General features: G+C 49.2%; 11 protein-coding genes. 7 read left to right on the forward strand and 4 right to left on the reverse strand.

Annotated elements, in window-relative coordinates:
• Positions 1-14 precede the first annotated feature (14 nt).
• On the reverse strand, positions 15-1295 hold the full coding sequence (gene bamG, locus ACAW87_RS18205) for a BamG family beta-barrel-assembly machinery protein (RefSeq protein WP_370725067.1): 1281 nt from the start codon (positions 1293-1295) through the stop codon (positions 15-17).
• A gap of 55 nt (positions 1296-1350) precedes the next feature.
• A complete protein-coding gene (locus ACAW87_RS18210) occupies positions 1351-2091 on the reverse strand; it encodes a type III pantothenate kinase (RefSeq protein ID WP_370725068.1) in 741 nt (246 codons plus the stop codon).
• A 141-nt stretch (positions 2092-2232) separates the two neighbouring features.
• On the opposite strand from ACAW87_RS18210, the gene ACAW87_RS18215 reads away from it, so the two are divergent.
• The 6 genes from ACAW87_RS18215 (at position 2233) to ACAW87_RS18240 (ending at position 7758) form a co-directional block, all read left to right on the forward strand.
• The gene (locus ACAW87_RS18215; protein ID WP_370725069.1) at positions 2233-2934 is read left to right on the forward strand and encodes an SAM-dependent methyltransferase; all 702 of its coding nucleotides are present in this window, start codon (positions 2233-2235) and stop codon (positions 2932-2934) included.
• Between the two features lie 28 nt (positions 2935-2962).
• Positions 2963-4807, forward strand: a complete 1845-nt coding sequence (locus tag ACAW87_RS18220) for a sensor histidine kinase (protein WP_370725070.1) — start codon at positions 2963-2965, stop codon at positions 4805-4807.
• A gap of 85 nt (positions 4808-4892) precedes the next feature.
• Positions 4893-5540, forward strand: a complete 648-nt coding sequence (locus tag ACAW87_RS18225; RefSeq protein WP_370725071.1) for an MBL fold metallo-hydrolase — start codon at positions 4893-4895, stop codon at positions 5538-5540.
• A gap of 56 nt (positions 5541-5596) precedes the next feature.
• Positions 5597-6307 carry a CDP-diacylglycerol--serine O-phosphatidyltransferase gene (gene pssA, locus ACAW87_RS18230; protein ID WP_370725072.1) on the forward strand — a complete coding sequence of 237 codons (711 nt, stop codon included), beginning with the start codon at positions 5597-5599 and terminating at the stop codon, positions 6305-6307.
• A gap of 77 nt (positions 6308-6384) precedes the next feature.
• Positions 6385-6636 (forward strand): phosphoribosylformylglycinamidine synthase subunit PurS, encoded by a 252-nt coding sequence (purS, locus tag ACAW87_RS18235; protein WP_370725073.1) that lies wholly within the window; start codon positions 6385-6387, stop codon positions 6634-6636.
• Positions 6637-6750: 114 nt separating this feature from the next.
• The gene (locus ACAW87_RS18240; protein ID WP_370725074.1) at positions 6751-7758 is read left to right on the forward strand and encodes a 3-oxoacyl-ACP synthase III family protein; all 1008 of its coding nucleotides are present in this window, start codon (positions 6751-6753) and stop codon (positions 7756-7758) included.
• Positions 7759-7808: 50 nt separating this feature from the next.
• Here the strand turns inward: ACAW87_RS18240 and ACAW87_RS18245 are convergent, their stop codons facing one another.
• The gene (locus ACAW87_RS18245; RefSeq protein WP_370725075.1) at positions 7809-8177 is read right to left on the reverse strand and encodes a CoA-binding protein; all 369 of its coding nucleotides are present in this window, start codon (positions 8175-8177) and stop codon (positions 7809-7811) included.
• 267 nt (positions 8178-8444) lie between these two features.
• Between ACAW87_RS18245 and ACAW87_RS18250 the strand changes: the two genes are divergently transcribed.
• On the forward strand, positions 8445-9059 hold the full coding sequence (locus ACAW87_RS18250; protein ID WP_370725076.1) for an HNH endonuclease: 615 nt from the start codon (positions 8445-8447) through the stop codon (positions 9057-9059).
• A gap of 7 nt (positions 9060-9066) precedes the next feature.
• Here the strand turns inward: ACAW87_RS18250 and ACAW87_RS18255 are convergent, their stop codons facing one another.
• Complete coding sequence (locus tag ACAW87_RS18255) at positions 9067-12843, reverse strand: ATP-binding protein (RefSeq protein WP_370725077.1); 3777 nt, start codon at positions 12841-12843, stop codon at positions 9067-9069.
• Positions 12844-12888: the final 45 nt, after the last annotated feature.

Raw genomic sequence — 12888 nt, forward strand, 5'->3', positions numbered from 1 at the left:
ACATAGACACGGTACTAGTCGATTACTGTTTTGCGGAACCACCAGTCGTTTAGCGAGAAACCAAAAGCGACCTTGAAATATTTTTCACGTACCTGCGCACCAGTCAGTGCCCCGCGCTGACCACCCACTACCGCTACATTGATGTGGTTGACAAAGTAAGCACCTACCGGAATGGAGAAGCCCAGGCTACCATTGACATCGGTCAACTGCACACCATCTACCTGATACGGCATTTTGTTGTACTGAAAGCCAGCCCGGTACGTGATTAAATCACGGTAACGGGTCGAGTTCGGTTTAGGCGTATACTCAACGCCAACGGCCGTATGAATACCGTCGCGAAGGTTGCCGGGCTGATCGGTGATGGTTCTGAACTTACTCCATGACTGCATACCGGCCTCAACACCAATAGCCAACTGGTTATTTTTCTCGAGCGTAATACCAAACTGCACGTGCTGTGGAAGCGGAACCTGACCGGCCGAATTAGATCGGAGGGTATCGCTGCCCGATACTTCACGTCCGGCCAGTAATTGCTGATACACATCGGTTTCGCTACCACTCAAATTCGATTTCGGAGCAAACGTAGCGCCGATGTTCAGCACATAATCTTTGCCGAGAGAAGGCCGCCAGGCAGCGCCCAGATTCCAGATAATGTCGTTGTAGTTGATCCGGTTTAGCCGCGACACCGTAATATCGGTGGTGGAGTTGATCAATACCTGCGAGTTAGAACTTGTGGCTACGTTTCCAAAAACGAACGAGGCATCGGCCCCCAGGTAAATATTCTTGCCTAACCGAACGCCATTGCTGATCGATGCCCGGTTGAGGGCTCCTTTACCACTGTAATCAAACTGAGTTTCGTAGATGGTACCCTCAATACGACCGAATGTACGGGTCTGATAATCAACGTAGCTGTAGGGGCGAAGGCTAATGGACGTGTTCCAGCGCGACGACAACGGAAATGCCAGCGCCAGATAATTTAGGTTTCCGCCAAAATCTCGCTGCGTAACTGGTTGATTCTGTACTAATTGGCTGAGCGTTTTTTGCTGCCCCAATAAGCCAATCTCAAAAATCGTGAAGCGGCTGCGGCGAGCCAGCAACGCCGGGTTTTGGCTGTTGAGATAAAATGGACTGGCGTAGCTCACGCCGACTCCACCCATGCCAATGTTGGCCACGTTGGTGGCGGGTAGTACTTCGCCGATGCCCAGGGCCGAATAAGGCGAGTTGCCGAGGCCCTGTGCCTGTACAGTATAGGTAGCCAGCAGGCTGAGGCCAGTGGCCAGAAGAATTAACTTTTTCACAAAAAAACTGGTCAGATGCCGGTTGGTTTTGGTCAGATGAGTAATAAAGGCGGCATTACGGTTGCATATGAGTCAACAGAATGCGGTTCAGGCCCTGCAATACCAACTCCGGTACTGCAAATATACCCGGTTTCAGGTGGTTTATGAACAATGGACCGTCGCCTCCGCAAACGATGACCCGAACTTTGGGGTGATGGTTGGTATAATCGGCAATGATGCCGGCCAGTTCCAGCGCCATTCCGTTCAGCGCACCGCTCAACATCGCCTCCTGCGTACTGCGCGCCGTGAGGGGAGGCCAGTGATCGGCATCTGGTAGATCATCAATCAGAGGGAGGCGCGCGGTGAACTGGTGCATCGCTTGTAAGCGCATCCGTAAACCGGGCGAAATCAACCCGCCCCGAAACGCTCCGTCGGCCGAGACAAAATCGGCGGTGATGCAGGTGCCCAGATCAAAAATCAGGCAATCCTGATTTGGAAATAGTCCTGATGCGCCCACCGCCGCCGCCAGCCGGTCGGCGCCTAGGGTGTGTGGCGTTCCGTACTCGTTTTGGATAGGAATAGGTAAATCAGGGTTCATTATAAGCCAGTTAGCGCCCCCATCGAAGGTATCGAGTAGTTGCCGTAATTCGGTAGCTGGTCGGCTGGTCGACGAGGCAATAACGTACCTGGGTGGTGTTCGCTGAACGGCCTCACGCAAGTCGGCAGCCGAGGTATACCGGGCGGTTTCAACCAGTGTATCACCCTTGAACCAGCCCGCTTTAATGCGTGTATTTCCCCAGTCAATGACTAGATTCATTACGTGTTTGAGATGGGTAGTAATCCAATATGATCCGGTAAACAGACCGGCCGAAGCAAGCGGTTGTCTACAGGTTTAAACGACAAACTTCCATCAGGTCAACAGTAAAGCCAAAAGCTTTAACAAACTTTGTGAAAACGTATGCCGACACTTTATCTGATTCCAACGCCGCTGGCTCCCGATACAGCCTCGCAGGTGCTAACTCCACCCATCGCCGAAGCCATCGCTCGCCTCGATTGTTTTTTTGTGGAAGAACTGCGCACCGCCCGCCGGTTCATCAGCGGCTTACGCACAGGGCGAGTTATCGACGAAACCACTTTTTTCGACCTTCATAAAGATACGCCCGAGGCCGACACCAAACAGCAACTGACCAGCCTGCTGACTCAGAATCGCGATGCCGGAGTGCTTTCGGAAGCGGGTTGCCCCGGTGTGGCTGATCCCGGCGCGGTAGCGGTACGGTTGGCGCATGAGTTGGGCTTTCGGGTCGAACCGCTGGTTGGTCCCTCGTCTATTCTGTTGGCCTTGATGGCATCGGGGATGAGCGGGCAGTCGTTCGTTTTTCATGGGTACCTGCCCATTGATCGGGCCGAACGGAGCCGGACCTTGAAGCAACTGGAAACAGAGGCCCGTAAGCGGCAACAAACGCAGATATTTATGGAAACCCCGTACCGAAACAATGCGTTGCTTACTGATTTACTCGCAACAGCATTGCCGGATACCCGACTGTGCATTGCTGCCAACATTACGGCCTCCGACGCCCTGATTCGGACCAGGACCGTGCAGCAGTGGAAATCAAGTCTACCTGATCTACATAAAAAGCCTACCATTTTTTTGCTATTTTGAGTCGATTTTGCTCTTTCCTTCACTACTCATGTTTCTTCGACTTTTACTGGTAGTTGGTTTGCTGTTCATAACGGCGGCGCTTCAGGCTCAAACAACGCATCAGGATTCGCTACGTGTGGTTGCCATTACCCATGATTCTACCCGGGTTATGCAGTGGACCAAGCTGGGGCTGGATATAATTTACGGACGTACGGGTAGTTACCGAGAGGCACTAACGTACCTGGAAAGAGCCGAAGCTGAAGCAAAGGAGACAGGGTATCCCCTGTTAGTCACCCATGTCATTCAGCAACGGGGCGAACTGGAATGGGTAGCCGGGCACTGGCCCGAAGCGATGGCGTTATTTCAGCAGGCCGAACGTAGCTATGCTGAGTTAGTAGCCGAAAAAAAACGTGGTTCAGCATCGATCCGGTATTTCGTGTTGCTCACTAAGCTTCGCATTGGTCAGGTTCAAACCGATAACAAGGACTTTGGGCCGGCTCGTAAATCCTTGATGGACGCTTTGCATTATGCCCGTGACCAACGGCTTCTGGGCACGAAAGAGCAACGTCTGGTGGCTAGTATTTACAACAGCTTGTCTATTCTGGAAGGAAAACTGAAGAACCAGGAGAAATCACTGGCCTATGCCGATACGGCGGCGTTACGTTCGCGGGCTGCAGGCGATGAAGACACCTATTTTGTGTCGCTGCTGAATACGGCAATTACGCGCAAAAACATGAAGCAGTATGCCACTGCCATTGAGCAATATGAAGCCTGTGCTGATTACTTTGCCCGGCAGAAAGACAATTTTGGCCTTGCAATGGTGTATGCCAATATGCCCCGCGCCCTGTTGGGGCTTAAGCGCTACGACGAAGGCATTGCCTACGCTAAAAAAGCAATTGCCATGGCCAATCAAACGGCCGACCGGGTAGCCATTCAGTCTGACGTACATCAGGCCCTGTCGGAATTATACGAAGCCCAGGGAAATATTCAGTTAGCATTTGAGGCGTTCAAACTATCGAAAGCACAGCAAGATACGCTGTTTACTAAAGATAAAGAACGGCAAATGCAGGAGCTGGAAGCAAAGTACGAGGCCGAGAAAAAAGAAGCCCAAATCCAGGAACTGCAAGTGAAAAGTGAGCAACGTACCTGGCAGTTAGCTGGTTTGGGCGGTGGTGCCGTGGTATTATCGCTTTTGCTGGGGTTGAGTTTGTATCAATCAAAAAGGCTGCGGGAGGGAAGTAAACGAATTGTGCGGCAAAAACAGCAGCTACAGTTGCTGATGAAAGAGTTGCATCATCGGGCCAAAAATAACCTGGCTATTGTGTCGGGTCTGCTGGAGCTACAAGCCAACCGTACCGAAGATAAGCACACGAAACAGGCCTTTCGGGAAGGGCAACAACGAATCAACGCCATGGCGCTGATTCATCAACGCCTGTATCAGGCTAACGAAATAACGGCCATCGATCTGCGGGAGTATATTAGCAATCTGGTGCAGTCGCTGATGAAAACGTATGGGCAAACAGCTAGTTCGCTCGATCTGAATCTGTCGCTGCAAGCCGATGCCGTAGAGGCCGACGTGGCTGTTCCTCTGGGTCTGATCATCAACGAAGTGCTGACGAATGCTTTCAAATATGCATTCAAGCAGGTATCCAGACCCTTTCTGAGCGTAACACTGGAAATTCAGGAAAACAGGCTCCTGCTACAGATTGCCGATAATGGCCCTGGTGTAGACCTGGCAGACTGGAATTCGCCGAAGGGTTCATTTGGCAAGCAACTTATCCGAAGCCTAAGCGATCAGTTGGATGCCGAACTCACCGTTATGAACATAAAAGGCACTTACGTGCGGCTCGACGTACCTATAGCTGCGCCAGTGGGCGAACTCGTGCCACAGTGAACCTTGTCGGGCTTACACTTTCGGTGGGTCCCCTCGTTCTGTTCATTCATGATAGCGGGCAATTTTGTACTTTTGCGCTCTCATTATGGTAAAGTCATTCGTATTCTCTCCGTTTCAGGAAAACACGTACGTTATCGCCGACGATAAAACGCGTGAGGCTGTTGTTATTGATCCGGGTTGTTACGACCAGGCTGAAAAAGAACAGTTGGCCGCCTTTATTGCCGATCAAAAACTGACGGTTCGTTACTTGCTACTGACCCATGCCCACCTCGATCACGTGTTTGGCGCTGCGTACATAAAGCGTAAGTATGGTGTTGAGATGTACCTTAATGAACAGGATTTGCCAATTCTGAACGACGTACCTACCCGGTGTCAATTGTATGGGCTACGCGGCTACGAACACGCCGAACGCGATCATAATCTGGTCGAAGGCGACACCATCCGTTTTGGCAGTGTGGTATTGTCGGTCATTGAAACACCGGGCCACGCCCCCGGTCATGTAGCCTTTATAAACCACGCCGACAGGTACGTTATTGGTGGCGATGTGTTGTTTCAGAATAGCGTTGGCCGCACAGATTTACCTTTTGGAAATCACGCTGTTTTGCTGGAAAGCATTCGGAGTAAGTTCTACACGCTTCCCGACGACTATGTGGTGTACGCCGGTCACATGGATTCTACCACAATAGGGCAGGAAAAACGGTTTAATCCATACACGAAAGAAAGTAAGAATTAACGAGTTGGCATGTGGTTGATATCAGTCAACGAAACCGCATTCTTAACGTATGCTTTATGCTCAAACACCTTCCCAATGCCATGACCTGTGGCAACCTGCTCTGCGGCTGTATCGGTATTCTGATGGCTATGGAAGGGGATCTCATTACAGCGTCGTGGCTCATTATTCTGGCCGGCATACTTGACTTTGGCGATGGGTTGGTGGCCCGTATGGTGGGCGTTTCGGGGCCATTTGGCAAAGAACTCGATTCGTTGGCCGATGTGGTCACGTTTGGTGTTCTGCCATCATTCATTCTGCTATCGTTGCTCAGATCCGACGGTGATTTACAGCTCGAATCATACTCCGCCTTTGCCATTGCCATCTGCGGTGCCCTGCGTTTGGCCCGCTTCAACATTGATACCCGTCAGTCTGACCAGTTTTTGGGGGTACCCATACCCGCCAATGCCCTTGTGGTTGCCTCGTTGCCACTAATGGCCGCCTCGGGCGGTGTGGTAAGTAAACCATTGGCCGACTTTTTCCTGTCGGTCGGTTTTATTGCGTTTTATATCGTGGTTATGTCGCTCCTGATGGTGTCGGAACTGCCATTGATGGCGTTTAAATTCAAAAACTATGGTTGGCAGCAAAACAGGATCAAGTACAGTTTTCTGATCGCTTCTATTCTGTTGCTTACCCTGCTTCAGTTTGCCGCCATTCCGCTTATAATTCTGTTGTATATTCTTCTTTCCATTTTAACAAAAGAGCGCAAAAGCGAAAACGTGAAAGCGTAACTGACGCCGCTCAGCTTACACGAGGCTGAGTCGCTCCTTTACCCGGTCACTTCTTCACTTATTTGCTCAATACCTGTATGACGTATCTCGCCGAAATTGACATCATGCCCCAGAAGGAAATTCTGGATCCCCAGGGCAAAGCCGTGAAACTGGGCCTGCACAACCTGAACATGGATACCATCGACAATGTGCGGATTGGTAAACACATTCGTCTGGAAGTACAAGCCGACACCGAAGAGCAGGCTCGCGAAACCGTTGATGCCGCTTGTCGTCAACTGCTTGCCAACCTGATTATGGAAGAGTACAGCATTACACTGAAGACGGCTTAATGGAAGTCCAAAGTCCAGAGTTCAATGTCTAAAGTTGCTTCGCCAGCAACAATTCTTAAACTTGGCGAAGCGACTTTAGACTTTGGACATTGAACCTTAGACTATTTTCTCCTCATGACATCAACGTACTCGAAAATTACTGGATTGGGTTTCTATGTACCCGACAATATTGTCACTAACGACGATTTGAAACAGTACATGGAAACTTCCGATACTTGGATTCAGGAACGGACAGGCATCAAACAGCGTCGGTATTTCACCTACGGCAAAGACACCAATGCCAGCATGGGTACTGCCGCTTGTCGAATGGCGCTCGATCAGGCTGGCGTTAGCCCTGCCCAAGTCGACCTTATTGTATACGCTACCATTACGCCTGACTATTATTTTCCGGGATCGGCCTTTCTGATGCAGCGTGAGTTGGGTCTGGAGGGTATCGCAGTTATAGATATTAGACAGCAATGCTCGGGGTTCGTTTATGCGCTGTCTATTGCCGATCAGTTTATTAAAGGCGGTATGTACAAGACCGTGCTGGTAGTAGGGTCAGAGATTCAGTCATCACTACTTAACAAATCGACGGAGGGACGAAACGTAGCCGTGATCTTTGGCGACGGTGCCGGTGCCGCTGTTGTGCAGGCAACCAGTGATCCCGAACACCGGATCTTAAGCACGCACCTGCACGCCGATGGCCGGTATGCTGAAGACCTGATGGTGAAAGACCCCGGCAGCAGCCGAGACGGGCGTTGGCTTACCGAACAAACCCTGGCCGCTGGTGATTATAACGTGGCCATGAATGGCAACGCGGTGTACAAGCACGCCGTTGTGCGTTTCATGGAAGTGATAAACGAAGCCCTTGAAGTGAACGGATGCACAGCAGCAGATCTGGATTTGCTGGTGCCGCATCAGGCCAATATTCGAATCTCCGAGTATGTTCGTCAACAGATGGATTTGCCGGAAGAGAAAGTCTATAACAACATTCACAAATATGGTAATACAACCGCCGCGTCAATTCCCATTGCCCTGACAGAAGCCTTCAATGAAGGCCGTATTCAATCGGGCAATCTGGTTTGCCTGGCAGCATTTGGTAGCGGGTTTACCTGGGCCTCTGCCCTGATTCGGTGGTAGACTAAAAGAAAGTCGGCAGATTCAGCATTACCAAAATCTGCCGGCTTTCGCTAATAATTGCCGATTGATAGCATCACTAGCGTGCATGCCTCAATTGGTTCTATTCCTTCCTGCTTCAGCTGGCTGGCCAATTCTGGGTTTTCTGCGCCGGGATTGAAAATAACTCGTCTGGGCTTCAGCGATTTTAAATACTCAACGTACCCAGCCTGATTGCGGGCGCCCACATACATGGTCACCGTATCTATGTCGCTGAGCTCAGGTAACCCTGTTTGAATAGGTTGCCCCTGAATGTCACCTGCGCGCAGGCCAATCAACTCAACATCGTGCCCGTAACTAAGCAAGCTTCGCGCGGCTCTGTTAGCATAGCGGGTCGTATTTTCTGTAGCGCCAATCACTAAGGTTTTCATATTCTTCTTCATGCAATGGTTACCTCCTATGTACAATAGGGGCGAACGTGTTGTTCGTGAATACTATCTACGCGCTGAAATTGGTCATAAAAACCGGTCGAAAACAACAGAAATGCGCGTCCTTAGTCGGGACTAAAAAAGTTAAGTATTTTCCTTAGTGGCTATATTGATAACTTTAAATATATCATAACCCGGAAAACCTATTTATTAATTGTTTGTTTAACTTTAGTTCCACAACATGAGTCGCCATAAACCCATAGTTCCATAAATAGTACTAACATGACGAGTAAGCTGCCCACAACATTCTGGAATGAACATTGGGTGTCCATTGTGTTTAAAGATATGGAAAACCCGCCTACTTATCAGGTGTCAGATTATGGGCGTCTACGCAGTTTCCAATCGGGAGCTGAAGGCGTTATCATAAAAGGATCGGTCATTCAGGGCTACCGGTCGCTTAATATTCGTAAGAAAGGAAAAACGTTTAACCGGTATGTTCACAAACTGGTTGCTGAGTATTTTCTGAATCCCGGTGATCCCGACCAGACCTATGTTCTCCATCTCGACCACGATAAGCTGAACAACAGGGTGCAGAACCTGCGTTGGGCTACACAAGCAGAAATGATTGAACACAATCGGACTAATCCGAATGTGCTAAACCGGCCATTACCGAAACGGACAAGCAATTACAAACTCACCGAGAGTAAGGTGAAGATGATTAAAAAGTTGCTGCGGAATGATAAGAACCGTCTGAAAACAATTGCCCGGCAGTTTGGCATTACACACACCCAACTGAACAGAATTAGATCGGGTGAAAACTGGAAGCACGTTCAATTGGACGATGAGCAATTGAAGCGTTCACCGCTGATGAATTACGCCAGCCGGAGCAACGGATAAATCACCGCTATTTTCCAGACAGGGCCTGAACCAGATTGTCGCTCGAGCGTGCCGGAGTTGATAGCGGCAGAGCGATGAAAAACGACGTACCCACGTCGAGAGTGGTTTCATACCAGATACTACCCCCTGCATGTTCAATACCCCGCTTCGATATAGCCAGACCAATGCCTGTACCGCCCTGCTTGGTGCTGAAGTTAGGCAGAAACACCTTCGACCGGATTGATTCTGAAATTCCTTGCCCGTTATCGTGTATCTCGATATTAGCGTTCCCATCTGTGGTAAACAACCGAAGATCGATGATGGGGCGCTGATCGGGCGGCACTGACTGAATGCCGTTTATGATCAGGTTGGTCATGATTCGCATCAGTAACTGACGGTCACCCATGATCCAAACCGGACCTACTTCGATCTGTCGGCGAATAGACACACGTTTGTCATCGGCGTATAGGTCTGCTGCCTTGTGCACAACCGAGGTTAGTTCAACGAGTTCGTTTTGCGGCATCGGCATATTGGCAAAATCAGAGAATGAAGTTGCAATGTCGCTGATGTTATCAATCTGATCGAGCAGTGAATCGAGCGTACGGCTCACGGCCCGGTCAGTAACGGGGTTGGTGCCGGGTAGGGTACGTTGAAGCTGTTGCAGAGTTAGCTTCATGGGCGTCAGCGGATTCTTAATTTCGTGCGCCACCTGCTTGGCCATCTCCCGCCAGGCCGATTGCTTCTCGCTTTGTGCCAGCGAGAATTTACTTTCTTCCAGCTTAGTCAGCATGCGGTTGTATTCTTTCACCAAGACCCCGATCTCATCGTCAGAATTCCACTCAATCGTCTGATTTAGTCGATCCAGATTGGTACGCCTGATCTTCTGAGTCATGATCCTGAGCGGTTTGGTAATGCTGCTCGAAGCCAGGTAAGACAAAATCAGAAATAACAGAAACAGAGAGGTAAACACACTCAATGCCGACGAAATAACTTCCAGCAATTGCCGATCAAGTTCGGGGCGGGCGTCGAAGTAGGGAACGCTCAAAATTCCCATTAATCGACCATCGAACGATTTTATGCCGGCATACGCAGTGCTGAACTGTTTGGTCCCCAACGATTCGCTAACCAACACCTGATTTTCTTTGTCTTCTGCAATATGCACGAAGGCCATCGGATTGATGTAGGGCGACAGGTGGCCACTTTCATACATCAATTTACGGGTTGTGCTCTTAAGGAGACCATTGGTATCGAAGAGGTTAATGTCAATGCCTGCATCGCGGGCAATGGTTTCCAACTCCTCTTCCAAAGCTTCTTTGCTGCGCTTCTTCTGTACAAATTCATCCAGATAAGTCTGAATGTTTGCCGCAATATTCTTGGTGTTGCTGATGTAATTGGCTTCCTGATTGTTGACATAGTTGCCACTGATTACGCCAAGAATAATGACCACCACCATCAACAGCGGTAGAAAAAAAGCCAGGTTCAGCAAGATCTGAATACGGGTCGAATAATTGAGATTGAAGCGCGAAAAACCATGCTGTAGGGCATACAGCACAATCACCACAATGACCGATAGCACCAGAATCAGGTAGAGAAACGAAAAATTGGCAAATACATTGGTAAACGGATACTCGGGCGACGAAACAACTAGTATGCGCCCATTAGAGCCACGAAGACCAAGGTGCAACTGTCCCGCTATAAGGAGTCCTGTTTTGTACAGTGCCGGGTTAATTAATGCCGTGTATGGCATCTTCCGCTCGTAGTTATACGTACCCACCATGTGAGTTCGGCGTGGCACGAGGTGGCCAGGCATTTGTTTGTAGATCGCATGACTATACTGTTGCATCTTCGGCGACTGCACCATTTTGTCATTGACCAGCAACTCGGTGTACCCCGCATTGGGCAGGCTTTTCCGTAGCTTAAGATCAAGCACTACGTAGCCGATAACGCTACTATCCTGATCATAAATGTTGATAAAATTGATGTACTGCTTGATGTACTCATTGCCCACTTCAATATTGAAGAAGAGGTTGTTATACTTCGTCTTGTACTTTGGTCGCTGAAATTTATTAATGTAACTGCTCAACGAGGCAGGGTGCTCACTAGCATCAAGCGGAGTGCCGCCAACATCGAAGGACGAAATTTCGGGGTCATATTTATCGAAATATTTGTCGAGATGAAGGCTTTTGATCCGTTTCTGAATCCGTTCGCGGCGTAAGGGTAATGTATCGGATATAAAAGCCCGGCGAATGTCGGGATCGCTGTTGATAAACCCCTGTGCTTTATGAAGGAGTAACTCACCATACTCATCGTTTTCGGCCAACAGATTTTTCCCTACATCTAATTTGGTAAGCAGGTCTTCCCGAATTTGCTGCCGATACACTACACTCGATGCCGTGAAAGCGCAGATAAAGCTTCCCAGGAAAAAGTAGAGCGATGTTTTATACCGGAATGTATACAGAAAACGTGGTAATCGACTCAGGTACAGCGCCACAAAGTAGCCGCTGTTGAGTAGATACAAGGGCTCGAGCCGGTAATCGTCAGCGAGCATGCAGAAGACAAAAACGAGCAGCGAGCCAACCAGAAATAACCCAAGGCCGGGCAACAGGCGCTGATTGAACCGGATGAACAGGCTAACCAGAATGTGCTGAGCCAGGAAATAGATGATTGAAAGGGTAATGAAGAAAACCAGGCTGGCAATTTTCAGAGGTGAAAATTCAATGCTCAGCGCCAGGTCGAGCATGTACTGAGACTTTTCGTAGAGCGCGTTTAATTGGTTAAGACAGGCTATGTATATCGAATAACTCAGCACCACCAGCACAACCGATAAAGCCGATAAGAGCCACATCGATTGGTGAATAAGCCAGAAATAGGTACGGGAACGATAAAAGTTATTAACGATGTAAAAAGCCACCAGCATCAGGGCTACACTATTGAGCATCAGGTCGCCCAGTGAAGGAGCCAACTCTGATGAAGCATAGTACTTGGCGCTGAAAAGATCATTTTCGATAAAAAGGTAGGGTACTCCTGCATACAGCATAGCTCCCCTGAGCAATAACAAATAGCCGGTAAGCCAAAGTAATCCCATTTCATAATGACGTACCTGCGAGCACCACCGCAAACGACGGGCTACGTACAACCCCAGAAACAGAACCCCGAGAATAACCAGAATAACTGTGTTGACGGGTGTGCTTCGATTTCGGTAGGGGTCAACTTTGGGCGGGATTACCGAGAAGAGAAAAACCGGCGTAGAATCGTATATATTTTGGTAAGCCGCCCCTTTAGTAGTTTTCAGCGCCAGCGGGTCCAGCGAAAACAAGCCCGTATCATAGCCCGATTGTAGAAATGGATTGGTAGTGGTGTATTGCCGGTACACCATCACCATCGAAATAACGTCGAGGGTATCTTTAGAGCGAAAGACGCGTTTGTGACTAATAATAAATCGCCCTTGATCAAAGTCGAGCAATTTGGGATAACGTACCTGAGCAACTTGTTGATAGTCAGGTATAAATCGATTGTCTGACCAGTATGCCAGTCGTTTATTCCGATAAATGAAGTAAGGGTACTTGGTATACTGCTTGAGCGACCGGAACGAGTAGTCGGGAACGTTTGACAGGTGCTGTGCGATCCGTTGCAGTTCGTCGGCGCTTATTTTAGTTTCAACTTTGACGCGATCCTGAATCGAGGAAACGTACTGTTCATCAGTAGCCCCAGGCGCGTTACTTTCCAGAAACGTGTAGCATAGAACCGATGCAAAAAAGGCGACGATTGCTAAGAGAAAAAATATATGTCGTTCGATGAAAACCACGGTGAGAGAGAGAGTCAGGCAGGTATCTAATTACTGGGCGTAGAG

It is taken from the genome of Fibrella aquatica (genome assembly GCF_041321135.1).
In the GTDB taxonomy this organism is placed as follows: Bacteria; Bacteroidota; Bacteroidia; order Cytophagales; family Spirosomataceae; genus Fibrella; species Fibrella aquatica.